The sequence below is a fragment of the Promicromonospora sp. NPDC023805 genome (assembly GCF_040639635.1).
GTDB lineage: Bacteria > Actinomycetota > Actinomycetes > Actinomycetales > Cellulomonadaceae > Promicromonospora.
Genome location: NZ_JBFAAH010000005.1, coordinates 99,041 through 124,882, shown reverse-complemented (window position 1 = coordinate 124,882; position 25,842 = coordinate 99,041). Strand labels below are relative to the sequence as shown.

General features: G+C 70.9%; 27 protein-coding genes and 1 pseudogene. 12 read left to right on the top strand and 16 right to left on the bottom strand.

Features of this window, described 5'->3' with window-relative positions; genetic code table 11:
* Positions 1-190 precede the first annotated feature (190 nt).
* From AB0F70_RS07865 to AB0F70_RS07850, 4 genes are all read left to right on the top strand, one after another.
* Positions 191-376, top strand: a complete 186-nt coding sequence (locus tag AB0F70_RS07865; protein WP_357445741.1) for a hypothetical protein — start codon at positions 191-193, stop codon at positions 374-376.
* 97 nt (positions 377-473) lie between these two features.
* Positions 474-3,353 (top strand): AAA family ATPase, encoded by a 2,880-nt coding sequence (locus tag AB0F70_RS07860; protein WP_357445738.1) that lies wholly within the window; start codon positions 474-476, stop codon positions 3,351-3,353.
* Positions 3,354-3,434: 81 nt separating this feature from the next.
* Positions 3,435-4,301 (top strand): DUF3097 domain-containing protein, encoded by an 867-nt coding sequence (locus AB0F70_RS07855; RefSeq protein ID WP_357445735.1) that lies wholly within the window; start codon positions 3,435-3,437, stop codon positions 4,299-4,301.
* 36 nt (positions 4,302-4,337) lie between these two features.
* Positions 4,338-4,907, top strand: a complete 570-nt coding sequence (locus AB0F70_RS07850; protein WP_357445732.1) for a DUF4870 domain-containing protein — start codon at positions 4,338-4,340, stop codon at positions 4,905-4,907.
* A 130-nt stretch (positions 4,908-5,037) separates the two neighbouring features.
* Here the strand turns inward: AB0F70_RS07850 and AB0F70_RS07845 are convergent, their stop codons facing one another.
* The 4 genes from AB0F70_RS07845 to lepA all read right to left on the bottom strand — a co-directional run bounded on the left by AB0F70_RS07845 (position 5,038) and on the right by lepA (position 10,327).
* Complete coding sequence (locus AB0F70_RS07845; RefSeq protein WP_357445729.1) at positions 5,038-5,889, bottom strand: hypothetical protein; 852 nt, start codon at positions 5,887-5,889, stop codon at positions 5,038-5,040.
* Positions 5,890-5,979: 90 nt separating this feature from the next.
* Positions 5,980-7,023, bottom strand: a complete 1,044-nt coding sequence (locus AB0F70_RS07840; protein ID WP_357445726.1) for a hypothetical protein — start codon at positions 7,021-7,023, stop codon at positions 5,980-5,982.
* 127 nt (positions 7,024-7,150) lie between these two features.
* Positions 7,151-8,446 carry a radical SAM family heme chaperone HemW gene (gene hemW / locus AB0F70_RS07835; RefSeq protein ID WP_357445723.1) on the bottom strand — a complete coding sequence of 432 codons (1,296 nt, stop codon included), beginning with the start codon at positions 8,444-8,446 and terminating at the stop codon, positions 7,151-7,153.
* Entirely contained in the window at positions 8,447-10,327 is a 1,881-nt protein-coding gene (gene lepA / locus AB0F70_RS07830; protein WP_357445720.1) for a translation elongation factor 4, read from the bottom strand.
* A 121-nt stretch (positions 10,328-10,448) separates the two neighbouring features.
* On the opposite strand from lepA, the gene AB0F70_RS07825 reads away from it, so the two are divergent.
* Positions 10,449-11,006, top strand: a complete 558-nt coding sequence (locus tag AB0F70_RS07825; protein ID WP_357445717.1) for a type 1 glutamine amidotransferase domain-containing protein — start codon at positions 10,449-10,451, stop codon at positions 11,004-11,006.
* 67 nt (positions 11,007-11,073) lie between these two features.
* Here AB0F70_RS07825 and AB0F70_RS07820 read toward each other — a convergent pair whose 3' ends face one another.
* On the bottom strand, positions 11,074-12,105 hold the full coding sequence (locus tag AB0F70_RS07820) for a hemolysin family protein (RefSeq protein WP_357445714.1): 1,032 nt from the start codon (positions 12,103-12,105) through the stop codon (positions 11,074-11,076).
* Entirely contained in the window at positions 12,102-13,520 is a 1,419-nt protein-coding gene (locus tag AB0F70_RS07815) for a hemolysin family protein (RefSeq protein WP_357445711.1), read from the bottom strand. Before AB0F70_RS07815 ends, AB0F70_RS07820 begins: the two co-directional genes overlap by 4 nt.
* A 261-nt stretch (positions 13,521-13,781) precedes the next feature.
* Between AB0F70_RS07815 and AB0F70_RS07810 the strand changes: the two genes are divergently transcribed.
* A complete protein-coding gene (locus AB0F70_RS07810) occupies positions 13,782-14,519 on the top strand; it encodes a maleylpyruvate isomerase N-terminal domain-containing protein (RefSeq protein WP_357445708.1) in 738 nt (245 codons plus the stop codon).
* 40 nt (positions 14,520-14,559) lie between these two features.
* On the opposite strand, the gene AB0F70_RS07805 is transcribed toward AB0F70_RS07810, so the two are convergent.
* Positions 14,560-15,447, bottom strand: coding sequence for an aminoglycoside phosphotransferase family protein (locus AB0F70_RS07805; protein WP_357445705.1), 888 nt, complete (start codon positions 15,445-15,447; stop codon positions 14,560-14,562).
* 134 nt (positions 15,448-15,581) lie between these two features.
* Between AB0F70_RS07805 and AB0F70_RS07800 the strand changes: the two genes are divergently transcribed.
* The 3 genes from AB0F70_RS07800 to AB0F70_RS07790 all read left to right on the top strand — a co-directional run bounded on the left by AB0F70_RS07800 (position 15,582) and on the right by AB0F70_RS07790 (position 17,499).
* Positions 15,582-16,373, top strand: coding sequence for an alpha/beta hydrolase (locus AB0F70_RS07800; protein WP_357445701.1), 792 nt, complete (start codon positions 15,582-15,584; stop codon positions 16,371-16,373).
* Between the two features lie 55 nt (positions 16,374-16,428).
* Positions 16,429-16,860 (top strand): type II toxin-antitoxin system PemK/MazF family toxin, encoded by a 432-nt coding sequence (locus AB0F70_RS07795; RefSeq protein ID WP_357445698.1) that lies wholly within the window; start codon positions 16,429-16,431, stop codon positions 16,858-16,860.
* Positions 16,861-16,944: 84 nt separating this feature from the next.
* Positions 16,945-17,499, top strand: coding sequence for a type II toxin-antitoxin system PemK/MazF family toxin (locus tag AB0F70_RS07790; RefSeq protein WP_357445695.1), 555 nt, complete (start codon positions 16,945-16,947; stop codon positions 17,497-17,499).
* Between the two features lie 18 nt (positions 17,500-17,517).
* On the opposite strand, the gene AB0F70_RS07785 is transcribed toward AB0F70_RS07790, so the two are convergent.
* Entirely contained in the window at positions 17,518-18,642 is a 1,125-nt protein-coding gene (locus tag AB0F70_RS07785; protein WP_357445692.1) for an ionic transporter y4hA, read from the bottom strand.
* A gap of 243 nt (positions 18,643-18,885) precedes the next feature.
* On the opposite strand from AB0F70_RS07785, the gene rpsT reads away from it, so the two are divergent.
* Positions 18,886-19,146 (top strand): 30S ribosomal protein S20, encoded by a 261-nt coding sequence (gene rpsT / locus AB0F70_RS07780; RefSeq protein ID WP_357445689.1) that lies wholly within the window; start codon positions 18,886-18,888, stop codon positions 19,144-19,146.
* A 92-nt stretch (positions 19,147-19,238) separates the two neighbouring features.
* On the opposite strand, the gene AB0F70_RS07775 is transcribed toward rpsT, so the two are convergent.
* From AB0F70_RS07775 to holA, 3 genes are read right to left on the bottom strand one after another with little or no spacing between them, the layout of a single operon-like run.
* Positions 19,239-19,628: a VOC family protein gene (locus AB0F70_RS07775; protein ID WP_357445686.1), complete on the bottom strand. Its 390-nt coding sequence runs from the start codon at positions 19,626-19,628 to the stop codon at positions 19,239-19,241.
* The gene (locus tag AB0F70_RS07770; RefSeq protein ID WP_357445683.1) at positions 19,625-19,918 is read right to left on the bottom strand and encodes a metalloregulator ArsR/SmtB family transcription factor; all 294 of its coding nucleotides are present in this window, start codon (positions 19,916-19,918) and stop codon (positions 19,625-19,627) included. Before AB0F70_RS07770 ends, AB0F70_RS07775 begins: the two co-directional genes overlap by 4 nt.
* Before the next feature lie 53 nt (positions 19,919-19,971).
* Entirely contained in the window at positions 19,972-20,982 is a 1,011-nt protein-coding gene (gene holA / locus AB0F70_RS07765; protein WP_357445680.1) for a DNA polymerase III subunit delta, read from the bottom strand.
* 481 nt (positions 20,983-21,463) lie between these two features.
* Between holA and AB0F70_RS07760 the strand changes: the two genes are divergently transcribed.
* Together AB0F70_RS07760 and AB0F70_RS07755 are read left to right on the top strand one after the other, a co-directional pair.
* Entirely contained in the window at positions 21,464-22,177 is a 714-nt protein-coding gene (locus AB0F70_RS07760; RefSeq protein ID WP_357445678.1) for a hypothetical protein, read from the top strand.
* A 17-nt stretch (positions 22,178-22,194) separates the two neighbouring features.
* Positions 22,195-22,743: a helix-turn-helix transcriptional regulator gene (locus AB0F70_RS07755; RefSeq protein ID WP_357445675.1), complete on the top strand. Its 549-nt coding sequence runs from the start codon at positions 22,195-22,197 to the stop codon at positions 22,741-22,743.
* A gap of 56 nt (positions 22,744-22,799) precedes the next feature.
* On the opposite strand, the pseudogene AB0F70_RS07750 reads toward AB0F70_RS07755, so the two are convergent.
* The 5 genes and pseudogenes from AB0F70_RS07750 to AB0F70_RS07730 form a co-directional block, all read right to left on the bottom strand.
* Positions 22,800-22,958, bottom strand: a pseudogene (locus AB0F70_RS07750) (IS3 family transposase); the annotation flags it as partial.
* Positions 22,959-23,195: 237 nt separating this feature from the next.
* A complete protein-coding gene (locus AB0F70_RS07745) occupies positions 23,196-23,426 on the bottom strand; it encodes a hypothetical protein (RefSeq protein WP_357445672.1) in 231 nt (76 codons plus the stop codon).
* 6 nt (positions 23,427-23,432) lie between these two features.
* On the bottom strand, positions 23,433-24,272 hold the full coding sequence (locus tag AB0F70_RS07740) for a neocarzinostatin apoprotein domain-containing protein (protein ID WP_357445669.1): 840 nt from the start codon (positions 24,270-24,272) through the stop codon (positions 23,433-23,435).
* Positions 24,272-24,961 (bottom strand): hypothetical protein, encoded by a 690-nt coding sequence (locus AB0F70_RS07735; RefSeq protein WP_357445666.1) that lies wholly within the window; start codon positions 24,959-24,961, stop codon positions 24,272-24,274. The genes AB0F70_RS07740 and AB0F70_RS07735 overlap by 1 nt, the downstream gene beginning before the upstream one ends.
* A 10-nt stretch (positions 24,962-24,971) precedes the next feature.
* On the bottom strand, positions 24,972-25,763 hold the full coding sequence (locus AB0F70_RS07730; protein WP_357445663.1) for a hypothetical protein: 792 nt from the start codon (positions 25,761-25,763) through the stop codon (positions 24,972-24,974).
* Positions 25,764-25,842: the final 79 nt, after the last annotated feature.

Genomic DNA, 25,842 nt, shown 5'->3' with positions numbered 1-25,842 from the left:
CAGGGTGCCTATCCCTAGTGTCCTCCCCGTTCCCGAGGGGCCGACTAAGGGTTTGCCTTAGGTACCGCCGAACGCCTCAGCAGAACCGGCCCGAAAGATGCGGCGACCGCCCGATCCGCCAGGGGTACCTCACGGACGAACCTTGAGTCATCGCCGGCGACGGGCCGGCGACGACCAGGAGGCAGACACCATGTTCGGTTTTACCGACTACGCCGACTACCGCAGGAACGAGCAGGAGATCGACCGCCGGGCCGAGCAGTCGCGGGTGGCCCGCGAGCGCAAGGAGATCGCCCGCCGTCAGGCGACCGAGCAGCGCGCCGCCGAGCCCACCAGGCAGGCCAAGGCCGCACGCACGGCCCGGCCCCGCGTCGCCTGACGCCCGGCGCGGGCCGTGCCCATGCCTGTTCCGGACAGTATGACCAGCAACGATGACCAGCCGACCCACGGCAGGACCGGCATGGGACGATGAGCCCATGCCGGTTCCCCGCGCCCGCCTGGTGGGTCGAGCCCGAGAGCTCGGCGAGCTCAGCGCCGCCCTCGACGCCGTCCGCTCGGGTGGCAACCGCACGATAGTGATCGCGGGTGAGGCAGGGATCGGCAAGACCCGCCTCCTCGACGAGCTGACCTCGCACGCCGACGGCGTCACCGTCCTCACCGGGCAGTGCGCCGACGAGGGCTCCGGCCCCCTCCCCTACGCGGCCCTCGCCGGACTGCTGCGCGAGACCGTCCGAACGCTGGGCCCCGAGACAGTGGTCGCCGCGGCCGGGCCCGCGGCGGGCGCCCTGTCCGTCGTCGCTCCCCAGCTCGTCGCCCCGGCGTCCGACGCCGGAGCGGACCGCCTCCCCGAGGTCCTCGCGAACCTGCTCACCGGGCTCGCCGCCGAGCGCCCCGTCGTCGTCATCATGGAGGACCTGCACTGGTCCGACGACGTCACCCGCGCCGTCGCCCTCCGCCTCGCCCGCACCGCGCCCGCAGGCCTGCTCCTGCTGCTCACCTACCGCAGCGACGACGTCGGACGCGCGCACCCCCTGCGCACCGTCATGGCCGAGCTCGACCGGGCCCGGCTCACCAACCGCCTCGACCTGACCCGCCTGGGCGAGACGGAGGTCCGCGAGATGGCGCAGGACCTGCTCGACATAGGTCTCGACGGCGAGGCGCTCGCCGACCTGGCCGACCGCAGCGAGGGCGTCCCCTTCTACGTCGAGGAGCTCGTCGGATTCCTCGGCACCGACCTGCCCGACTCCCTGCGCGACATCCTCCTGCTGCGCTACTGGAACCTGAGCCGGGAGGCCCAGGCGCTGTGCCGCGTGGTCGCGGCCGCCGGTCCGCGGGTCTGGTACGACGTGCTCGACGACGTCCTGGCGGACCCTTCGACGGGCTCAGGGCAGCACACCGGCGCGGGCCTGGGGCCAGAGCCGGAGGAGAACGTCCGTGAGGCGGTAGAGGCGCAGGTGCTCGTGGTCACCGACGTCGGCTACGCGTTCCGGCACGCACTGGTCCAGGAAGCCGTGTACGCGGAGCTGCTGCCCGGCGAGCGCCGCCGGCTGCACGCCGCCTACGCACAGGCACTGGAGCGTGCCCTCGTCCGGCGCGCCCGCTCGGTCGCGAAGCTGTCCCGCATCGCCGACCACTGGTGGCGCGCGGGCATGCTCGACAGGGCGCTGGCGGCGGCCGTCGAGGGGCACCAGGCGGCGGTGGACGGCGCGGCGTCGTCCACCGCGGTCACCCTCGGCGAGCGCGCCCTCGAGCTGTGGGAGCAGGTGCCCGACCCGGAGGGTGTCGCCGGGCTGCCGCACCACGAGCTGCTCCGCACGGTCGCCGAGTCCCTGCGCGGTTCAACCCGGACCACCCGCGCCCTGGCCGTCGCGCACGAGGCGATCGACGAGTGGCCGGACGACGACCCGGCGGGCCTCGCCCGCATGCTCTCGGACACGGCGCTCACAGCGGGCCACGCCGGCTCGGACGAAGGGCCCGAGCTCATCGAGCAGGCCCTCGCGCTCGTGGAGCCCGGCCGGGACGACGCCGTACGCGGCCAGCTCCTGATGCTGCAGGCGCGCCACGCCATGCTCGACGGCAGGCTCGAGGAGGCGATCAGGGCCGCGACCGCCGCCTACGACGCCGGGATCGCGGTCGGCGACGCCGAGGTCGTGTCCGTCGCCCAGAACCTGCGGGCCGTGAGCCGCATCCAGCTCGGTGACGCGGGTGGCTTCGCGGAGATCGACGCCAGCCGCGAGGCAGCAGGCGACTCCTGGCGAGGGCTGAGCCGGTACTACACGAACGGGTCGGACGTCTGGCTCCACGCCGGTGAGTGGGACCGGGCGGCGGAGATCGCCCGCGAGGGGGTGGACGCGGCACGCCGGTACGGCTCGTCCGAGGGCTCCCGGATCATGATCGAGGGGAACGTCGCCGAGGCGTGGATCGGGCGCGGCGACTGGACCGAGGCCGCCGCCTGGTACGAGCGGACGATCCCGCCGATCCACGACAGCGTGTACTCCGTCTACCTCAGCGAGCGCCGGGCCTGGCTCCTGATGTGGCAGGGCCAGGTGGAGCAGGCACAGGCCGAGGCGCGCCGCAGGGCCGCGAGCTGGGAGCGGTTCGGGCGCCTGGAGGTGCAGATCAGGTCGCGCACGAGCGTGACGCTGGCGGAGCTCGCGCTGCTGCGGGACGAGCCGGCCGAGGCCCTTGAGCGCATGTCGGTGGTGGTCGCCCCGGACCATCTGCGCATCCCGGCCTACGACCTGCCGCAGCTCGCCGTGGCCGCGCTCGCGATCGCCAGGCTGCGCGTCGCCGGACAGGACGTGGACGACGCCCCCTACCGCGCGGCCATGGCCGAGTGCGGACACTGGCCGACGTACCCGCTGTGGTCCGCGCTGTTCGAGGCGGAGCTGGGCACCGGCCTCTGGACGGCTGTCGCCGACCTGCCAAGTGCCGGACCGGTGCACCTGCGGCCGTACGCGCTGTACCGCGAGGGCGGGCGGCTGCTGGAGGCCGGCGACCGGCCCGGAGCACGGGCGACCCTGGGGTCGGCGATCACCGAGGCGGAGAAGATCGGCGCGGGGCTGCTCGTCCAGCGGGCGCAGGGACTCATCGACCGGGCCGGGCTGACCGGCCGTGGCGGGCCTGCCGAAGCGCCCGCGCCGACGGTGGCGTCGTCGTCGTCGGGCGGCGTGCCGGACAGGCTCACCCCGCGTGAGCAGCAGGTGCTCACGCTCGTCGCCGAGGGCCTGACCAACGGGCAGATCGCGGAGCGGCTGTTCATCTCCGCCAAGACCGCCTCGGTGCACGTCTCGGCGATCCTGCGCAAGCTGGGCGTGTCGACCCGCACGGAAGCGGCCCTCCGCGTTCCTCGCTGAGTGCTGGGTATCTGCCCCGGATGACACTCCGAAGGCACAGATATCCAGCACTCAGCGCGGTGGCGGAACTAGTGTCACCTCGTGGTTGACGAACGGTATGGACCCGACGTGCTGTCCCCCGCGTTTCCTGGCGCGCAGCGGGGGCGGAGCCGGCCGACGTCGCAGCCGATGCCCGCCGACACAGGACTCGTGGTCGAAGAGGTCGAGACCGGCTGGGTGGGCGCCGTCGTACGCGTCGAGAAGTCGGGCGGGATGCACGTGGTGGTCCTCGAGGACCGTCGCGGACGCACCCGGACCTTCCCGCTCGGCCCGGGTTTCTGGGTGGAGGGCAAGCCGGTGATACTCACCGCGCCAGTCCTGAACCGCGCACCCGATCGGCCCACGCGCACCGCCTCCGGGTCGGTGGCGGTGCACGGCGCCAGGGCCCGCGTGGCGCGGGGCAGCCGCATCTGGGTGGAGGGCAAGCACGACGCCGAGCTGGTGGAGAAGGTCTGGGGCGACGACCTGCGCGTCGAGGGTGTGGTGGTCGAGATGCTCGACGGCGTGGACCATCTCGCCGACCGCCTCGCGGAGTTCGGGCCCGACGCCGACCGCCGCGTCGGCGTGCTGGTCGACCACCTGGTCCCCGGGTCGAAGGAGCAGCGGCTGACGGACGAGGCCCTGCGCCACGTCCCGCAGGGCACCGTGCTGGTGCTCGGACACCCCTACGTCGACGTGTGGCAGGCGGTGCGCGCCGAGCGGCTCGGGCTGGACCGCTGGCCGGTCATCGACAGGGGTACCGAGTGGAAGCTCGGCATCCTGCGTTCCCTGGGCTGGCCCGCCGAGACGCAGGCCGACGTCGCCCGCGGCTGGCAGCGGATCCTCTCCGCCGTGCGCGACTTCCGGGACCTCGACCCGGCGCTGCTGGGACGAGTCGAAGAACTTATCGATTTCGTGACCACGTCATGAGCCATCTCGGAGGCCACAGCCTCTACGGTTATGGCCATGTCCGAGAACCCGCAGCAGCCGCAGTCGCCTCAGCCGCCTGACCAGCCGCAGCAGCCCGGCCCGCCGCCGCAGCAGCAGCCGGAGCAGGCCCCCGCCTACGGCTCGCCCCAGCCCGGCCAGCCCCCGCACCAGGATCAGCCGGCCCAGCCCTACCCGAACCAGCCCGCGCCCGGTCAGCCGCAGCCGGGCACCGGGTACGGCCCGCCCTACGGCTCCGGCGCGCCGTACCAGCCCCAGCCGCTCAACCCGTCGGACGAGCGCATGTGGGCGATCTTCGCCCAGATCGGCCCGGTCCTGCTGTCGTTCATCGCACCGCTGGTGATCTGGCTGGTGTTCAAGGACCGCAGCCGGTTCGTGGACCAGGAGGCCAAGGAGGCGCTGAACTTCCAGATCACGCTGATCTTCGTGCACATCGCCGCCGCGATCATCACCGCCGTCACCTTCATGATCGGCTCCATCGTGTACCTCGTCTTCATCGCCGCGCTGGTGTTCATGATTCTGGCCGCCGTGGAGAACAACAAGGGCGCGCCCTACCGCTACCCGGTGAACATCCGCCTCATCAAGTAGGCCCAGTCCGCCAGGCCGCCGTCGTCGGCTATCGCTGAAAAATGACCATGCACCTGCTGCCAGGATCCGAGTGATCCTGGCAGCAGGTGCATGGTCATTTTTCGGGACGACGACGGCGGGCCGCCGGGCCTCAGGCTGCGGCTACCGCGCCGCCACCGGTGATCCGGCGGTACGCGAAGGCGATCGCGAGCACCGACAGCGGCAGCGTGACGAACAGGCCGAGCCCGCACGGGATCGCACCCAGGATGTTGATGCCGAAGAGCGCGAGCTCCAGCAGGAACACCGCACCGAAGTTCTTGCCCACCAGGGAGAACGACGACGTGAAGGCCGACCAGGCGTTCAGGCCCTTGTCGACCACGTTGTGGTAGGTGAACACCGCGAAGATCGCCACCGCGATGAGCCCGATCCCGCAGAGCAGCACACCCACGAAGCTCGCCACCATGAGCAGGAGGGCGGCCAGGATGATCATCCCGAAGTTGTTCGCCTTGAACAGGTTGCCCCAGGTCGCCTTCTCACCGGAGACCTCGCGCAGCGCGGCATTGATCCCGAGTGCCTGAAGCACCCCGAGCACCAGAGACCCGATCAGGCCGAGCAGGGAACTACCCCCTGACATGGTGGTCGCGAGCTCCTGCATCGCCTCCGGATCGGAAGACGCGTTGATCTGCTCCTGGATGTCACCGGCCGACCCGGAGTTGAAGATGGCGCCGACGACGAACGTCAGCAGCACGAACAACACCCAGAACAGCCAGTTCCCCTTGAACCGGTCCCATGCGAAGCGAAGCGCCTCACCGACCTGGAACGGGCTCGCCGGCTGCGTCCCGTACGGCACGGCCGGTCCGCCGTAGGCAGGGGGCTGGCTCGCCCCGCCGTAGGCCGGCGGCTGTATCGGGCCTGACGGCGGCGGCGTCGGGCCGGCCGACGGCGGCGGGGTGGCGCCACCCGCGTTCTGCTCGTACGGGTTCTGTGGCGTGTTCTCACTCATGTGTTCCCCTTGGCTGGTCATTGATCCAGCCCCACCTTCACCTCTTCTCCGCATTTGCGCATGTGCAACTGCCGAGTTGTTTCCGGGTGGTCAGCCCTGGACGGCTTCCCCGGTCCAGCGCTGGACCAGATACGCCCCCACCAGCAGCATCGCGGGCATGACGACGACGAGGCCGATCCCGCACGTGAAGACCGAGGCGATCACCAGCCCGGCGAAGATGCCGAAGACACCGAAGGCGGTCCCCAGGTGCGAGAGCACCAGGCCGATACCGCGGACGAGCGCCCTGCCGAAGCCCACACCGCCCAGCAGCAGGAAGGGCACCGGGAGCAGGACGAGCGTGACCACCACCTGCACCAGCACGCCGACCGTTGGCACCGCCGTGCCGGCGAACCCGAGCGCTCCGGTGACCACCGCGAACCCCAGGAGCCCGCCGAAACCGCGGAGGACGAAGAAGTCGCGGATGCGGACCTTGCGGGTGCGCGTCGCCGCGAGCGCGCCGGCATACAGGAGCGCCTGCAGCAGGAAGCCCACCGCAGTGCCGGCCGCCGCCAGCCCCCTGGCCTCGAGCGTCCGGCCCGCGGCCAGCGCGGCCTCGACCGCTACGGGGTCGGTCGAGTGCATGAGGGCGTCCATCGTGGACGGGCTGAACACGAGGAGGACGGCGATCTGCGCCAGGCCGAGCAGCAGGCTCATCAGCACCCAGAGGCCCCAGCTCGCGCCGAACGCGCTCCAGCCCCAGCGCCACGCGTTGCCGATCGTCGGGGGCTCGTCCACGTCTGGCCGACGTTCCGTCGCGGAGACCGCCGAGTACCGCGGGAGACCGGGCGGGGCCGGCGGCTCCTGGTACCGCTGCGGGGGTGCGGGTTGCTGGGACCGGGGCTGCGCATCCTGCTGTTCCGGCCGCTGCAGGGGCTGGTAGTCGGGCCTGCCGTACGGGTTGGCGGGGCGGCCGTAGGGATCACGCGGGCCGTAGGGGTCGAACGGCTGGGGCTGCTGAGGATGAGCCTGCGGGGGCTGAGCCTGCTGCGGCTGCGGATCCTGCTGCTGCGGGACGTGCGGGACCTGCGGCGCCGTCGCTCGCCGGGGATCGCGGTTCGGATCCTGTGGGTTCCAGCCGCCGTAGGTGCTGCTCATGCGGGTACCCCTCGTCAGGCGTGCTGGTGCCGCTTCGTAACGGTATGAATCGGCACAAGATATCTGCGATTTCGCCCACCATGCAAACAAACCCTGCGGCTCTCCGACGCCGTGCGCCGACGGTGGTTCAGGCGGTGAGGTCGCGCACCACGGAGTCGGCGAGCAGGCGTCCGCGGCGGGTCAGCACAGCACGTGCCGGTACTCCTCCGGCGCCGACCGCCGCCCGTCCGTCGAGCAGCTCGCGCGCCACCAGACCCGCCACCGCGGTGCGGCCGGCAACGGACAGCACCCCGAGGTCGAGACCCTCGCGCAGCCGCACGCCGAGCATCACCCGCTCCAGGTGCGCCTCCGCACGCGTGAGCAGCTCGCGCCCCGCGCCGGGGCTGTGTCCGGCCTCGAGCCGCGTGGCGTAGGCACGGGGATGCTTCACGTTCCACCAGCGGACGCCGGCGGGGGTGCTCGCGTCGTCGTCCACCGGCGTCGGGGCCGACACGTAGCTGTGCGCACCCGGGCCGATGCCCCACCAGTCGTCGCCGCGCCAGTACCCGATGTTGTGCCGGCACTCGTGCCCGGCGCGCGCCCAGTTCGACACCTCGTACCAGCGCAGGCCCGCCTCCGTGAGCAGGTCGTCGACCAGCTCGTACTTGGCGGCCTGGTCGTCCTCATCGGGGAGCTTTACCTCGCCGCGGCGCACCTGGGCGGCCATCTTCGTGCCGGGCTCCACCACCAGCGCGTACGCGGACACGTGGTCGACGCCGGTGGCCAGCGCCGTCTCCACGCTCGTGCGCCAGTCGTCGAGGGACTCCCCCGGCGTGCCGTAGATGAGGTCGAGGGACACGTCGAGCCCGGCGTCGCGCGCCCACCGGACGACGTCGGGGATGCGCAGCGGGTCATGGGTGCGCTCGAGCGTCGCCAGGACGTGCGGCACCGCCGACTGCATCCCGAACGAGACCCGCGTGAACCCGGCGTCGGCCAGGACCTGCAGCGACTGCGGTGTCACGGAGTCCGGGTTGGCCTCGGTGGTGACCTCGGCACGCCGTCCCGCACCCGTCGACGGGTCGCCCAGGCCCCAGGCGCCCCTGATGCCGTCGAGCACCCGGGCGAGGTCCTCCGCCGGGAGCATCGTGGGCGTACCGCCGCCGAAGAAGACCGTGGAGACCGCGGCGGGCGCACGTCCGGCGTCGGACAGGACCTTCGCCGCGAGGTCCACCTCCAGCAGCGCCGTCGTGGCGTACTGCGCCTGGTTGGCGCCCCCGCCCAGCTCGGACGCCGTGTAGGTGTTGAAGTCGCAGTAGCCGCAGCGCACCGTGCAGAACGGGACGTGCACGTAGACGCCGAACGGCCGGTCCGCCGGCGACGGGCCTACCCAGGCGGGCAGCGCGCCGTCGTCGGGCACCGGGATGCCGGAGGGAAGAGCTGGCACCTACTTCTTCTTGTCCTTCGGCGTGTCGGAGTCGGAGGAGAGCGCGGCGATGAACGCCTCCTTCGGCACCTCTACGGAGCCGATGTTCTTCATGCGCTTCTTGCCCTCCTTCTGCTTCTCCAGCAGCTTGCGCTTACGGCTGATGTCGCCGCCATAGCACTTGGCGAGCACGTCCTTGCGCATGGCGCGGATGGTCTCGCGGGCGATCACGCGCGCGCCGATGGCGGCCTGGATCGGCACCTCGAACTGCTGGCGCGGGATGAGCTCCTTGAGCTTGGCGGTCATCATGACGCCGTACGAGTACGCCTTGTCGCGGTGCGCGATCGAGCTGAACGCGTCGACGTGCTCACCCTGGAGCAGGATGTCGACCTTCACGAGGTCGGCGACCTGGTCGCCGGACGTGTCGTAGTCGAGGGACGCGTAGCCGCGGGTCTTGGACTTGAGCTGGTCGAAGAAGTCGAAGACGATCTCGCCGAGCGGCAGGTGGTAGCGCAGCTCCACGCGCTCCTCGGACAGGTAGTCCATGCCCTGCAGGTCGCCGCGCTTGGACTGCGAGAGCTCCATGACCGCGCCCACGAACTCGCTCGGGGTGAGGATCGTGGCCTTGACGACGGGCTCGCGAACCTCCTTGATCTTGCCCCCTGGGAACTCCGACGGGTTGGTCACCACGATCTTCGTGTTGTCCTCCATCGTCACCTCGTAGACGACGTTCGGGGCGGTGGAGATCAGCTCGAGGTTGAACTCGCGCTCGAGGCGCTCGCGCACGATCTCGAGGTGCAGCAGGCCGAGGAAGCCCACGCGGAAGCCGAAGCCGAGCGCGACCGACGTCTCGGGCTCGTAGTTGAGCGCGGCGTCGCTGAGCTTGAGCTTGTCCAGGGCGTCGCGCAGCACCGGGTAGTCGGAGCCCTCGATCGGGTACAGGCCCGAGAAGACCATGGGCTTGGGGTCGCTGTAGCCGGCGAGCGCGACGGTGGCGGGCTTGGCCGCGTTGGTGACGGTGTCGCCGACCTTGGACTGGCGCACGTCCTTCACACCAGTGATCAGGTAGCCCACCTCGCCGACGCCGAGGCCCTTGCTCGCGTGCGGCTCGGGCGAGCTGACCCCGATCTCGAGGAGCTCGTGCGTGGCCCTCGTCGACATCATCGCGATCTTCTCGCGCGGGTTCAGGTCGCCGTCGATCACGCGCACGTAGGTCACGACGCCGCGGTACGTGTCGTAGACGGAGTCGAAGATCATGGCGCGGGCAGGGGCGTTCGGGTCGCCGGTCGGGGCCGGCACGCGCTGCACGATCCGGTCCAGCAGCGGTTCGACGCCGACGCCGGTCTTGCCGCTGACCTGGAGGATGTCCTCGGGCTCGCAGCCCACCAGCTTCGCGAGCTCTTCGCCGTACTTCTCCGGCTGCGCCGCCGGGAGGTCGATCTTGTTCAGGACCGGGATGATCTCAAGCTCGTTCTCCATGGCCAGGTACAGGTTCGCCAGGGTCTGCGCCTCGATGCCCTGTGCGGCGTCGACCAGCAGCACGGCGCCCTCGCACGCGGCCAGCGAGCGGGAGACCTCGTACGTGAAGTCGACGTGCCCCGGGGTGTCGATCATGTTCAGCGCGTGCGGGGTGAGCACACCTGCCTCGTCGGCGAGCGCCCACGGCATCCGGACGGCCTGCGACTTGATGGTGATGCCGCGCTCGCGCTCGATGTCCATGCGGTCGAGGTACTGGGCACGCATGTCGCGCGACTGGACCACGCCGGTCAGCTGCAGCATGCGGTCGGCCAGCGTCGACTTGCCGTGGTCGATGTGCGCGATGATGCAGAAGTTGCGGATCAGCTCGGGCGCGGTGGCGTTCGGCTGGAGGCGCGCCGTGAGCGCAGGACCGGGGATGGGCAAAGCGATCTCGCTCCGTCGTCAGGGTGGGAGGGCCAGCTTCCATTCTCCCACGTCCCGTGCGAGCGGGGCGCGGCCGTGCCTACGGTCGAGGAGCAGTGATCCCGACCGAAGGAGGAGAACCATGTCGCACCTGAACGGCAAGCAGGTACTGGCGATCGTGACCAACTACGGCGTCGAGCAGGACGAGCTCCTCGAACCCGTGCGCCACCTGCGCGATCACGGCGCCGTGGTGACCGTGGCCGCCGTGACGGGGGACGACGTACGCACCCTGGTGGGCGACGAGAAGCCTGGTGAGAGGGTCACGCCGGACACGACCATCGACGAGGTGGACCCGGCAGGTTTCGACCTGCTGCTCGTGCCCGGCGGGACGATCAATGCCGACGCCCTGCGCCTGCAGGCTCCTGCCGTCTCGGTGGTCCAGGCATTCACGTCCTCCGGGCGTCCGGTGGCCGCGATCTGCCACGGTCCGTGGGCCCTCGTGGAGGCCGGCAAGGTCTCGGGCGCGAGGCTGACCAGCTACCCGTCGCTGGCCACCGACGTCCGGAACGCGGGCGGTATCTGGGTGGACGAGCCGGTGGTCCGGGACACGGGCGCTGGCTACCCGCTGATCACGTCCCGCACCCCAAAAGACCTCCCGAACTTCCTCCGCGAGCTAGACGCGATCCTGGAAACCCGTTGAGTGCGGGATCTTCGCCCTCCTGAGCCATCAGAAGGGGCGAAGATCCCGCACTCAACGGGTCGGGAGGTCAGGCGACTCGGGTCGACGTCGTGCGCGGGAGGAGCTTGCGCAGGACGTCGGCGAGGGTGACCACGCCGTAGCCGGCCGCCACGCCGTCCGGCCGGGTCACTATCGCGAGCAGGTTGCCGGTCTCCCGCATGCTCGTCAGGGCACTGTGCAGCGGCAGGTCGGCGGCCAGCTCGAAGACCGGCCGGGTGACGTCAGCGATGGACGCGTCGTCGGCCAGCAGGAGCGTGTCGCGCACGTGCACGACGCCGTCCGGCAGGCGGCCGGGCTCCTGCACCAGGATCCGCAGGTGGCCGGACGCGCGGGACGCCTCCTGCACGTCGGCGGCCGTCGCGCCGTGGCCGACGGCGGCGGGAGTCGTGGGCGCCGCCAGCAGGTCCTCGACCGTGAGACGGCGCAGGTCCAGCGCACCGGAGAGCTGGTCGGAGTAGGCGACGTCGAGCGCCCCGACGCTGACGGAGTGCTCCACGAGGTGTCGCAGGTCCTCCGGGCCCTGCCCGGACGCGACCTGGTCCGCGGGCTCGACGCCTACGCGTCGCAGGCACCAGTTCGCGGCGCCGTTGAGCGCCACGAGCACCGGCCGGGTCACGACCATGAAGGCCCGCATCGGGAGCGCGAGCATCGTGGCGCTGGCCTCGGGATGGGCGATGGCCCACGACTTGGGCGCCATCTCCCCCACCACCAGGTGCAGGAACGTGACGATGATCAGGGCCAGCACGAAGCCCGCGACGTCGGCAGCCCAGAACGGCGCGCCCCACGTCTCGAACAGCGGCGTCAACCAGTGGTGCACGGCGGGCTTGGTGATCGCGCCGAGGGCCAGGGTGCAGACGGTGATCCCGAGCTGCGAGCCCGCGAGCAGCAGCGTGAGCTCGCTCGCGCTGCGCAGTGCGGCGCGCGCTGAGCGGCTGGTGGTCGCGGCGTCCTCCAGCCGGTGCCGCTTGGCCGCGAGGAGGGCGAACTCCACCGCGACGAAGAACGCGCTCAGCGCGATGATGACGACGGTGACCACTGCCACCACCCATGGGTTGCTCATCGGGCCTCCTCGCTCATGGTCTCGGCGTTCTTGGGCTCGACGTTCCCGGTCTCGGCGTTCTCGGCATCCGCCGGTGCGTCCACGACGGTGACCCGGACGCGGGACGGCACGTGCCGTTCCACCTCGAGCACCTCGATCCGGAGCACCTCGTCCGGGTGCGGCTCGGCCGCGACCAGGTCGGCCGGGTCGGCGGGCAGTGCGACGTCGACGACGTCGCCCGCCGCAGGCAGCGAGCCGTGGACGGCGATCGCCAGCCCGGCGATCGTCTCGTGGTCACCCTCGGGCAGGTCGCGCCCGACGGACCGCTCGACCTCGTCGAGGTGGACGTCGCCGGCCATCACCCACACCCCGTCCGACGCCGCGGTCACGGGGTCGATCTCGTCGTCGTGCTCGTCGGTGATCTCGCCGACCAGCTCCTCCGCGAGGTCCTCGACGGTGAGCACGCCGGCGAACCCGCCGTACTCGTCGACGACGCACGCCATCTGGTTCCGCGTGGCCGACAGCTCCCGGAGGGCGTCCGGCAGCGCCATGGCAGTGGGCAGCACGAGCGCAGGACGCAGCAGGTCCGCGACGGTCGCCGCCGCGGGCCCAGCGGACAGCAGGTCCGCCAGGTGCACGACGCCGACCACCTCGCCGTCGTCGTCGAGCACCGGGTAGCGGGAGTGCCCGCGGGCCATCAGCTCGCGCACCTGGGCGAGCGTGTCGTCGGGGCGCACCACGCCGACCCGCGCCCGCGGGATCATGGCGTGCTCGACGTCCTGCCGGGGGAAGTCGAGGATGCGGTCCAGCAGCACCGACAGGTCGCCGGGGAGGTCGCCGCTGGCGCGCGAGTCCGCGACGATGTGCTCGAGGTCGCGGACCGTCGCCGAGTGCTCGACGTCGTGCACCGGCTCGATGCGGAGCAGGCGCAGCAGCGCGTTCGACGCGGCGTCGAACACCCTGATCAGCCAGCCGAAGACCGCGAGGTAGACGGTGGTCGAACGCGCGAGCCACAGGGCCACGGGCTCAGGCCGCGCGATCGCCAGGTTCTTCGGGACGAGCTCGCCGAACAGCATCTGCACGAGCGTCGAGAGCACGAGCGCCAGGACGGTGCCCACCGCGACGCCGACACCGGTCGGCACACCGACGCCGCCGAGCGCCACGCCCAGCGACTCACCGACGAGCGGCTCGGCGACGTAGCCGACCAGCAGGCCGGTGACCGTGATGCCGAGCTGCGCGCCGGAGAGCATGAAGCTGGTGCGGCGGGTCACGCCGAGCGCGCGCCGCGCCCCGGCGTCGCCGGCCTCCGCGCGGGCCGCCAGGCGTGCGCGGTCGACCGCCATGTACGCGAACTCCTGCGCGACGAAGTAGCCCGTCACGGCGGTGATCGCGAGGATCACCACGACGCCCAGCAGGAGCGAGATCACCCAGCTCAACGCCACCACCTCCGCCCTGCGGGGTTACGGCGTACGGCTGGGCAGGGACTATGACTGTCGGCGTCCATGATCCTTCGCGAGATGTGGTGCGGTTCGGTGGCGGCCCGAGGGTCTCCGGCCGGATGCCGCTGGGGCATCGCGTGGAAGAACGTCGGACGTGCCCCTACGGTTCCACGGTGTGCGGCGGTAGTCATCCTGAACGTCCATCCTGAACGTCCATCCGGGGCGTCAGAGTGACGGTGGTGCGCGGTACCTTTCGGCATGAGTCTCGACCACCTCGCCCTGCTGACCCGGTTCCAGGACGACTTCCTCGCCGCGGTGCCGGGCGCCGACGCCGACGCGCGAGTCCCCGCCTGCGGCGACTGGACCGTCCGCGAGCTGGTGGAGCACCTCGCGCAAGTCCACCACTGGGCCGCCGGCAATGCCCGCGGGGTCAAGGGGCCAGCTCTGGGCGACGGGCCGTTCGACCTGGCACCGCACTACGCGGCCCAGGCCGCCTACCTGCGCGAGGCCTTCGCCGAGATCGATCCCGAATCGGTCGGCCGGGTGCTCGCCCATCCCGAGCCCATGGGACCCGGTCCGGTGCGGTTCTGGCACCGGCGGCAGACCCACGAGACGCTCGTGCACCTCCACGACCTGCTCGCGGCGCGTGCCGGGGCCGGTTCCGTCGGCCTCGTCGGGACCGATCCCGAGGTCTGGGCGGACACCGTGGACGAGGTCGTCACCGTGTTCCAGCCGCGCCAGGTGGGCCTCGGCCGCATGGCGCCGCTGCAGCACCCGGTAGCCCTCGTGGCGACCGACGTCGACGGCACGCGCACCTGGGTGCTCGGCGCTCCCGGCGAGCCCGCCGAGGTGGCGCCCGACGCCGTCGTCTCCGGGCCGGCCGAGGGGCTCGCGCTCATGCTGTGGCGTCGGCTCACCCCCGCCGAGGCAGGGCTCGTTGTCGAGGGCGACCGCGCCGTCCTGGACGCGGCGCTCGCGGAGCCGATAGTGCCGTGACCGGCTGTCTCGACTCGGTGCGCCTTCGCGGACCGTGTCGTCAGGCCGCGAGCACCGCGGCGATGCGCTCCTGGCTCCCGCGCGCGAACGCGGGCCAGCGGTCCCAGTAGTACGGCAGCGCGATCACCGCCTGGACCAGGACCCAGCCGCGCCCGCGCTCCCAGGCGTCGCCGGGGTCGGTCAGCCCGTCGGTGGCGGATGCCCGGAAGGCGACGCGTTCGGCGCCCGCGAACTGGGTCCAGGCGGGGATCAGGTCGGCGGCGGGATCGCCGACGCCCACCCCGCCCCAGTCGATGACGGCGGTCATGCGCCCGCCGTCGGCGAGGAGGTTGCCGGGCAGCAGGTCGCCATGGATCCAGTACCCGTCAGTCGCCGGGCGCGCGGCGAGCGCCCGGTCCCACACCTTCGTCACGGCCCGGCCGTCGATGCGGGTGCCGGACTCGGTGACGGCGGCGCGCACGTCGTCGTCGAGCCGCGCGAGCGGGACGCCACGGGAGGTGCCGTCCTTGACCGGAGCGCCGTCGGTGCTCACCGTGCGCAGGGCCGCGACGAACTCGCCGAGCTGCCGGGCGGCGGTCGTGCCGAGGGCGCCCACGGCGGGCGGTGCGCCGTCGAGCCAGCGCGTGACGGACCAGCGGAACGGGAAGCCCTCGCCCGGCTCGCCGACCGCCTCGGGCACGGGGAGCCGGAGCGGCAGGTGCGGCGCGAGGTGCGGGAGCCAGCGGGCGTCGGAGCCCGCCTGGTCCTGCGCCCAGGCGATCTTCGGCATCCGGACGAGCAGCTCGTCCCCGAGGCGGAACAGGTGATGATCGGTGCCGCCGGCCGGGCCCTGCGTCACCGGCAGGTCCGCCCACTGCGGGAACTGCTCCGCGACCAGACGATGCACCAGTTCGGGGGTGGAGGCGACCTCGTCGTCGTGCAGGCTCATCCGCACACCGTGACACCGTCGCGACCCCTGGGCGAGCACTTTTTGCCCGATGGGCTCGGGCGACCAAGCCTACGTTCGGCACCCGGCGGCCCGGATCAGCGATGAGTTGGCGGGCGCCGCGTCGTCAGACCGGTATGACCGACTACGCAACCACCAGCCAGGGCGACCGCGTCGCCTACGACCTGCGCGGCGGCACCGGACCGGCCGTCGTCTTCGTGACGGGCGCCGGACCGGACCGCGCCGACGACCCGATCACCGCCGAGACCGCCCAGCGCGTCGCCGACGCCGGGCTCACCACCATCACGTTCGATCGGCTGGGCCGCGGGGAGAGCCCCGCAGAGGGGCGCCTCGACCTCGATCGCGAGCTGGCCGCGGTCGCCGCGATGATCGAGGTAGCGGGTGGTTCCGCGGTGCTGGTCGGACACTCGTCGGGCTGCTCGCTCAGCCTCCGGGCCGCCGCCGCGGGACTGCCGGTCACCGGCCTCGCCCTCTGGGAGGCGCCACTGGGCGACCCCGCGGAGACCACGCAGGCGTGGGCCGACGAGATCGAGCGCCTGCTCGACGCCGACGACCACGAGAACGCGATGCGGCACTACATGAAGGACATGCCGCCCGAGTGGCTCGCCGAGATGGAGGCCTCCCCTGCCTGGTCCGCTATCGCCCGCACGGTCGCCGCCTACCGCGCCGACGCGCAGTCGCTCGCCTGGGCGCAGCGCGCGCTGGAGGACGGCACGCTCGACGTCGCGGTCCCCGTGCTCGCCATGTACGGGGCCGAGACCTTCCCGGAGATGCCGGTGGCGGCCGCGAGCATCGTGGCGGCGGTGCCGAAGGGTACGGAGAAGGAGCTGCCGGGCGCGATGCACAGCTGGGAGCCGGAGCCGATGGCGGCGGAGCTGGCCGAGTTCGCCCGGGCGTGCGCCGACTGATTCCTGCTGTTAGGTCCCTGATGTGCGGTTAACCCGTTCCGGTACGGTTTCGGGCGTGACCTTCGCATCAGACAACAGCTATCCCGGCGACTTCGAGGGTGAGGTCCACCCGATCTACAACCCAGAGCTGGACGGTGACCCGGACCCCGGCGAGGTCGTCTGGACCTGGGTGCCGTACGAGGAGGACCACAGCCAGGGCAAGGACCGTCCGGTGCTGCTCGTGGGCAAGGACGGTCCCTGGCTGCTCGGGCTGCAGCTCACCAGCCAGGACCACGACCGCGACATGCTGCAGGAGGTGCGCGCCGGGCGGATCTGGATGGACGTCGGCACGGGTGCCTGGGACGGCACGGGCCGCGAGTCGGAGGTCCGGATCAACCGCGTCGTCCGCGTCGACCCGGACGACGTGCGCCGCGAGGGCGACATCCTCGCGGAGGACGTCTTCAACGACGTCGTGAAGTACATGGACCGGGCGCTCGACCTCACCTGATCGGGGCTGACGCCGGCGCCCGGGCACGGTCACCGGCGTCGGCACGCCCTGCTCGCGGGCCAACGCCGGGCTACTCTGCCCTGCGTGAACCAGAACCCGTGGATCAAGCTGCTCGGCGACGTCGTCGAGGCCGTGGCAGGCGCCTTCTTCGACCAGAGCGACCGTCGCACCGGCAACGACCGGCAGACGTCGGGGCCAACGCCCCGGGACCGCCGTCCGGCATCGGGCCGGAACCTGCCCGAGACCGATGGTTACCCCGGGGACTTCGAGGGCACGGTCAAGCCCGTCTACCGCCCCGAGCTCGACGGCGAGCCCGACCCGGGCGAGGTCGTCTGGTCGTGGGTGCCTTATGAAGAAGATCACAGCCAGGGCAAGGACCGCCCGGTGCTGATCGTGGGCAACGACGGCCCCTGGCTCCTCGCGCTGCAGCTGACCAGCCAGGACCACGACCGCGACGCCGGGCAGGAGGCCCGCGCCGGCCGCCGCTGGATGGACATCGGCACCGGCGCCTGGGACAGCACCGGCCGCGCCTCCGAGGTGCGCCTCAACCGCGTGATCCGGATCCACCCGGACGCCGTCCGCCGGGAGGGCGCGATCCTGGACCGGGCCGTCTTCGACCAGGTGGCAGCCGCGCTGTAACCGCTCCGGCGGACCGGGCTACGGCTGGATCGACACCACGAGGAACGCGGCAAGGAGCACGAGGTGCACCACGCCCTGCAGCGTCTTGGCCCGGCCCGGCGCGATGCTCAGCATCGCCACGACCACGGAGACCGCGAGCAGCACCATCTGGACCGGCTCGAGGCCGAGGGTGAGCGGCCCGTCCATCCAGATCATCGCGACGGCGATGGTGGGGATGGTCAGGCCTATCGACGCCATGGCTGAGCCGTAGGCGAGGTTGAGGCTGGTCTGCACGCGGTTGCGGAGCGCGTTGCGGACCGCGGCGATCGACTCGGGTGCGAGGACGAGGAGCGCGATCACCACACCGACCACCCCGTACGGCAGGCCCGCCGCGGCCACTCCGTACTCGATGGTGGGCGAGAGCATCTTGGCCAGGAACACCACCGAGACGAGGGCGAGGACCAGCAGCGCGACGCTGATCCACGCCTCTTTCGCAGCCGGCGGGTCGGCGTGGTCGTCGCCGTCCTCGTCCCGGATGACGCCCGTGACACGGCCGTACTTGTCGCTCGTGACGGGCAGGAAGAAGTCGCGGTGCCGAACGGTCTGCGTGAAGACGAACGCCCCGTACAGGACCAGCGAGGCCACCGCCGCGAAGGCGAGCTGGAAGGGCGTGTAGGCGCCGCCGTCCGCCGACGTCGTGAAGCGGGGCAGGACCAGCGTGACCCCGGCCAGCGCGATCACCGTGGCGAGCGCCGACCCGGTACCCGACGCGTTGAAGCTGACCAGATGATGCTTGCTCGCGCCGACGAGCAGGGACAGCCCGACGATCCCGTTGAAGGTGATCATGACGGCGGCGAACACGGTGTCCCGGGCATAGGTGCTGGCCGCGTCGCCACCGCTGCTCATCAGCATGATGATCAGGCCGACCTCGATCACGGTCACCGCCACCGCGAGGATGAGGGAGCCGAACGGCTCGCCGACCTTGTGCGCGATCACCTCGGCGTGGTGCACCGCGGCGAGCACCGACCCGACCAGGGCGGCGCCGATCGCGGCCAGGATCACCGGGTGGTCATGGCTGCTCCACGTCACCACGAGGAGCACCGCGGCAAGGACTGGAACCACCACGGTCCACTGGAAACGGCCTCTCAGCGTCGCGGTAGTCATGGTTCGAATCCTAAGGTGGCTCGTCAGGGCCATTCTTGGCCGACGGCGGCCGTAGCCGGTGTCACACGGACTCCTCGCCCGAGGCGCCCGAGCCTCTGGTAACCTTGGAGGTCGCGTGTCCGCCCAGGTCGGCGGGCACAGTCTCAGTTCCTCTCCACGGGTCCCCACCCCAGTCCCGGAACTGTGACCGCCCTCTACGACCTATCCGCTCGCCGTCAGGCGAACACACCAGGAAGTCCCATCGTGGCAAACATCAAGTCCCAGATGAAGCGCATCAAGACGAACGAGAAGGCTCGTCTGCGCAACAAGTCCGTCAAGTCGGAGCTGAAGACCAACGTGCGCAAGGTGCGCGAGGCCGTCGCAGCCGGCGACAAGGAGACCGCGACGGTCACCCTTGCCACCGCGTCGCGCAAGCTCGACAAGGCTGTCGCCAAGGGCGTCATCCACGCGAACCAGGCCGCGAACCGCAAGTCGGCCCTCGCGAAGTCGGTCGCCGCTCTCTGAGCAAGCTTCGAAAGACGCCGTCCACCCATGGGGAGGACGGCGTCTTTCGCGTGCCCGCGCTCAACGGCCGAGCGGGCCGGTGACATGGCCGGCTATATGAGCTGCTGGAGCTGGACCAGGTTGCCGCAGGTGTCGTCGAGCACTGCCGTGATGACCGTCCCCATGTCGAGGGGCTCCTGCGTGAACCGCACGCCGAGCCCGCTCAGCCGCTCGAACTCCGCGCGGACGTCGTCCACCGCGAACGCGGTCACCGGGATGCCGTCAGCGACCAGCGCGTCCCGGTAGGGCTGGACCGCCGGGTGGCCGGCCGGCTCCAGCAGCAGCTCGGCGCCCTCCAGGTCCTCGGGCGAGACCACCGTCAGCCACCGGTCCTCCTTGCCCAGGGGAACGTCGTGCTTCTTCACGAAGCCCAGCACGTCGGTGTAGAAGCTCAGGGCCTTGGCCTGGTTGTCGACGAACGTGGTCGCCAGATGGATCCTCATGGTGTGTCCTCCGCTGGATCGGACCCGATCCACCGCTCCGCGATACCTTTCAGCGGCTCGGTGTTCAGGTCGTGGAACTTGTAGCGGCCGTCCCGCCGGGTCTCGACCAGCCCTGCGGCCTCCAGCACCGCGAGGTGCTGGGACACCGCCTGGCGCGAGAGGCTGAGCTCGTGCTTCATGCTCAGCCGGCCGCAGATCTCGAACAGGGTCTGCCCCGAGCGCTCGCTGAGCTCGTCGAGGATCGTCCGACGGGTGGGGTCGGCCAGGGCTTTGAAGATGTCGTCAGCCACGCCCCCACAATAGGCAAGTAATCACTTGCCTGTCGAGTCGGGGCGCCGAAAGGTCAGGACCGGCGGGAGCGAGCGATGGTCAGGACCGCACGCTCCACGGCGAACACCGGGTCCCTGGACTCGCCCTTGACGTCCGCGTCCGCCTGCGCGACGGCGGAGATCGCCGCCGCCAGGCCCTCCGGCGTCCAGCTCCGCAGGTCCTTGCGGGCACGGTCCACCTGCCAGGGCGCCATGCCGATGTCGCGGGCCGAGAACCCGCCGCCGCCGCGCATCGACGCGACCTTCGCGAGGTTGCGCAGCCGCAGCGCCAGGGCAGCGACGATGGGCACCGGGTCCAGCCCCGTGTCGAGCGCGTGCCGCAGGAGCGCGACGGCGCCTCCGGCGTCACCGGCCACCGCGGCGTCGGCGACGCGGAAGCCCGTCGCCTCGACGCGCCCGCCGTAGTACTTGTCCACGGTGGCCGCCGTGATGGTGCCTGTCGTGTCGGCGATCAGCTGCGAGCAGGCCGACGCCAGCTCGCGCAGGTCGCTGCCGAGGGCATCCACCAGGGCACGCACCGCCTCGGCATCGGCCCGACGGCGCGCGGCCTTGAACTCCCCTGCCACGAACGACGCCTTCTCGCCGTCCTTGGTCACCGGCTCGCACACCATGACCGGCGCACCCGACTTGGTGATGGTGTCGAGCATCTTCTTGCCACGCTGCCCACCGCCGTGCACGACCACGAGGACGGTCTCCTCGTCCGGCGAGCCGACATACGAGATGAGGTCGGCCATCAGGTCCTCGGTGCCGGACTCCGCCGACCGGACCACGACGATCTTGGCCTCGCCGAACAGGGAAGGGCTCGCGGCGACCACCAGCCGCCCCGGGCCGTACGTGGCACCCTCCAGCTCGACCTTCTCGATCTCGGGGTCACGCGCACGCGCCAGCTCGACGACGCCGTCCACCGCACGTTCGGCCAGGAGCGGCTCGGCCCCACGCACGAGCACTACCGGGGCGAGCGTCGGCTCGTCCCAGCTACGGCCGGTGACGGGTGTGGCGGTACGGCGCTTGGTCGCTGGAGGCACTGACACAGCCTTTCACGTAGCGGACGTTCTAGCAGGTAGGAGCCCATTTCCAGGTTCCGGCCAACGTGCGCCGTGCGAGATACGTGCAACGTGACGCGTCGCAGAGGGCCACGACTGGACCGGCTACATCGTGGCACAGCCCTGGAAGCACGCCATCGGATGCGCCAACTATCAGCCCAACCCCGTAAGCATCGCGGCAGCCAGTGAGTAGTTACCCATCGTCTGGCTAGTTGGGGTCTGCTGCACGGACAGGTGACAGGTTGTAGTCACTCAGCCAGTGCGGCTGGCGTGTTCAGAGCGCGTCGATGCGAACACTCCCGGAAGGCAGGACGCTCAAGGTTCACAGTCACAAAACTGGCGGCGACGTCCATGGGCCCAGGTCCCTGCGTCCCTAATGCCTCTCAATCGAAGACTCTGCACGGTCAACGGGCTCCTGTAGGCTGATGGTAACCAAATTTGGCTACGAATCGAAGGAGGTCGTATGGCTGGCGAGATGACGGTGCCAATGCTGCCCTGCGGATCGATCGATGCGATGGTGGAGTTCTACGGGATGCTGGGCTTCCGCATGACCTACTCGCAGAAGCTGCCCAATCCCTATGTGGCTCTCGAGCGCGAGGACATCAACCTCCACTTCTTCGGCATCCGCGGGTTCAAGCCGGAGGACTCCTATGGAAGTTGCCTCGTACTGGTCCCCGACACGGGCGAACTGTTCCGGGCGTTCGCCGAGGGGATGCGCGCTACGCACGGCAAGATCCTCGTCTCGGGCATCCCCCGCATGACGCGCCCACGCGTGCGGAAGAACTCCGACAACATGTCCGGGTTCACCGTGATCGATCCTGGCGGCAACTGGATCAGGGTCATGGCCATGTCAGCCAAACCGGCGGACGAGGAGGCGGTGCTCGACAGGCTCGCAGCCTCCCTGCGCAGCGCCGTAGTCATGGGTGACTCCCACGGCAAGCACCGGCAGGCGGCACGGATTCTCGATGCCGCACTCGAACGCAATCGGGACACGGCGGGACCGATCGAGCTACTCGAAGCGCTGGCCTACCGTGCCGAACTCGCCGCGCGCGCTGGCGACGATGTAGCCGCCCGTGAGTTCCTGGACAAGGCGACCAACATCACACTGACCGCCGCCCAGCGGCGCGCGGAGGCGGACGTGCTTGCCAGTCTTGACGACCTGGCCGCAGCACTGTGAGCCAGTCGGTGGTCCGGATGCTCGTACTCGGAGCCGTCCGGCGGCGCGGGCGCGCCCACGGCTACCTGGTCCGGGTCGACCTTGAGAGTTGGGGTGCTCACGAGTGGTCGACGGCCACGTCCGGCTCTGTGTACCACGCGCTCACCTCGATGAGCGCTCGCGGTCTTCTCAGCGCCTACGACGCCACGGCCAGCGACGCCGGCGGCCCACCACGCACCGCGTACGAGATCACCGTCGAAGGAGAAACGGCATACTTCGGCCTGCTGCGCGCAGCGCTCTCACGGCACGACCCCCGACTCGACACGCTATCGGCCGCGGTCGGGTTCATCGAAGACCTGCCCCGCGCCGAGGCGATCTCTCTGCTGCATCAACGAGTAGCGGGGATGCAGCGTTGGCGCACCGCCATCACCTCGTCTCTCCCGACCGACGCCGATGTGCGCGAGTGGGGGCCGGTCGGCGCCGTCATCGAACTCTGGCTCCACACCGCGGACAGCCGATCGGACTGGACCCAGCAACTCATTCATCGCCTCGAAGCGGGCGCGTTCCAGATGGCGGACGAGCACTGACCGTTCCGTCGCTGGGCTCTACCTCCGATCCGATGCCTCATCGCTCCAGGTTGTAGTCACGCAGCCAGGGCGGCTGGCGTGTTCATGCCGGTCTCGAATTCGACCGGGGTCAAACGGCCAAGAGCTGGCTGTCGGCGGCGTCGGTGGTAGGTCCGTTCGATCCAGGTCACGATCGCGATGCGGAGTTGCTCACGGGTGGTCCAGGAGCGGCGGTCCCCGGTTTGGTCAGACGAGCTGTCACAGATCACTGCGCGGCCGACCACGTCCAACTCCCTGACCTGCGGTGTGACAGATCGTGTGACCGGAAAACGCGAACGTGACAGGTCGAGTGACCGATGTGCCAACTCGACTTGCCCGCTGTCTCTCTAGTTGGCGCAGGTCACAAATTCGTGCCCGTCCCCTCTGGTGACCGGAGCACCCCTCCGCACCGAGCGAGCCGAGAGGACGGATGATCAATGACCGACCACCTCATCACGGCGCAGCAAGTTGCTGAGCGCCTCGTCGCACGCGAGGACAGCGTCGCGGACGTCACCGCTGACGGTGTCCGCGAGCTTACCGGCCGCGGCGATCTGACCATCGTCGACCACGACGAGCACAGCGCGCTGTACCCCTGCGCGCAGCTCGACCAGCTCGACGCTGGCCGCGTCGTCGACGTCGTCGACGAGCGGGAAACCACGCACCACCGACGATCACTCCCAGAGGAGATCGGCCACCGCCATGCGTCCGCCGTCGGTCCAGGCGTTCGCGACCACGCACGCGCCCGCCACCGCACAGTCGGCGACGCCGCCGCCGACCAGCTCGATCTCGCGCACTACCGCCAGCCGGGCGAGCACCGAGCCCGTGCGGTCGGCGACCACCCGCTTGCCGTCGTCGTACAGACAGTTATCACCATCAACACCGCCGTCCGGCGTGGTGGCGCACTGCACCAGCCGGACCGCGGCGCCCTGCGCGTAGCCCTCGCCCGTCACTGTGACCCGGCCCTTGTCGGCGCCGAGCTCCTGCTCCGAGAGGACGAGCGTCGGCGCGTCGGGCGGCTCCGAGCCGTCGGGCAGCGGGGCAGGGGCAGCCGCGAGCACCACGTCGGACAGGTCAGCGACGGCCAGGGCACACGGGTCCCCCGTGCAGTCCACCTCGGACACCGAGCCGACGTTGACGAACGCCCGGGCAGGCCGCGTCGCCGAGATCCGGCCCTCGGCGTCCGCCACCACCTGCTCGCTGGTCGACATGTCGCACTCGTCGAGCGCCTTCGCACCCGCCGTCGTGCCGCCGGTGCACTGGACCAGATACTGGTTGCCGCCCGTGAAACCCGCGCCGCGCACCACCCAGGCGCCGTCGGCGGCGCGGACGGTGATGGCCGGCTCGTCGCTCGTGTCCTCGGGGTCGCCCGACGCCGTCGGGCCGGCTCCGGGGCTGCTCGTCGCGCCGGGCTCCTCCGCCGGGACGGACGGGCCGGAGCTCGGCGGGGCCGCTGTGCAGGCGGCCAGCGCGAGCACGACGGCGGTGACCGGGACCAGCAGCCGGGCGCGCATCACGGGTAACCCAGGAAGACGTCGACGCTGAGGGCGATCCGCCAGGTCCAGGCACCGCGGTCCAGCATCCAGCTCACTCCCTGGTCCCACACGTGATACTCCTGCTCGAGGTAGCAGGCGACGGCGTTGGTCTGGTTGAGCTCGCCCAGGTCGGTGCGGTACTGGCGGGCGTCGTTCGTGCCAGGGCTGCTCGCGCCCACGCGCCACCGCATGATCCCCGCGCACTCCTTGCCTGCCTTGGACACGTACATCACGTGGGTGCCGTACCGCTCGGGCGAATGCCCCTTCTCGCACGCGTTGCTGACCGCGTTGGAGTGGATGGGCAGGTGCAGGTCGGCGCCCGCCCGGTTGGAGTTGGCGATGTTCGTCCTGGTCAGGCCGTTGCCGCGCACCACCTTGTAACCACGCTCCAGCAGGTTCATGTGCTCCGGGTCGTACTGGGTCGCCGCGGACACGGCCACCTTGTACGAGTTGCCGTTCTCGCTGAACCCGCGGCAGCCCGTGTTGGTGCGGCAGATGGTGTCGCCCCGGTCGTGACACGCCTGGGACAGGTAGACCACCTTGCCGTTCCAGTTCTCCGGGACGTAGGTGACGTCCGCCGACGCCGTCGGGGCCACCGCGAGCAGCCCGCCGGCCACGAGCACCAGAGCAGTGAGGCAGGACAGGAGCCGGCGAGATGTCGCACGCATGGTCGCCCCCTCAGCCCAGGTCGATCGGCAGGTCGGTCGAGGCGCACATGTCGCCGCCCGTCGCGAACGCGAAGGCGAGGCAGTCCCCGGCAAGCGTGAATTTCACCGAGTCGATGTTGCCGTTGCTGTGCGCGGTGAACAGGAGCGCCTGCCAGACGTCACCCGGGTATACCTCGGCGCCGGACAGCGCCTGCTCGAACCCGGCCGCCACGTCTACCGTCGCTTCGCCCTCGTCGATCTGGACCGTGGTGGGCGCCAGGCCGGCGCCGGGCAGGTAGGACGCGAGGACCTCGTCGACCGCCTCGGCCAGAGTGGTGTTCGCCGGCCCCTTCTCGCCCGACCGGGTGGTGGCCTGGACGTCTCCGTCCGGCTCGCAGCCCAGGTAGGGAGTGGTGGCGCCGTCGGCAGAGCGGGGGCCTTTCGGAGTCTCCGGGCACGGTTCGCCCGGCGACGACGGGTCGCCCGCAACCGCCTCGGCGTCCAGCTTCGCGCGGTCTGCGCCGGACCTGCTCTCCATCCCGGCCACGACGACGGTCCAGCCGTCCAGCACCTCCGCCGACTCCTCGAGCCAGGCGTCCGCGGCCGCGGGATCCGCGGCGACGTCCACCCGGACCGTCTGGTCGGCTTCCGAGACGTCGGTGACCACGGACTCCGCCAGGAGCTCCTGTCGCAGCTCGAGCTGTGCGGCAGCCTGGTCCCGCCCCGCGGCGCTGAACGCCATCGCCGGTACGAGCAGAGCCGCCGTCACGGATACCGCGATGGTCCGACGATACCGCCGGACGGTCAGCTTGAGATCAGCCACGAAGCCCCCCTTCGTAGGTGCTGACGAAACTCTCCGTCCTCACCCACGTTAGAGCGGCCCACAGGATCCGCAACGTTTC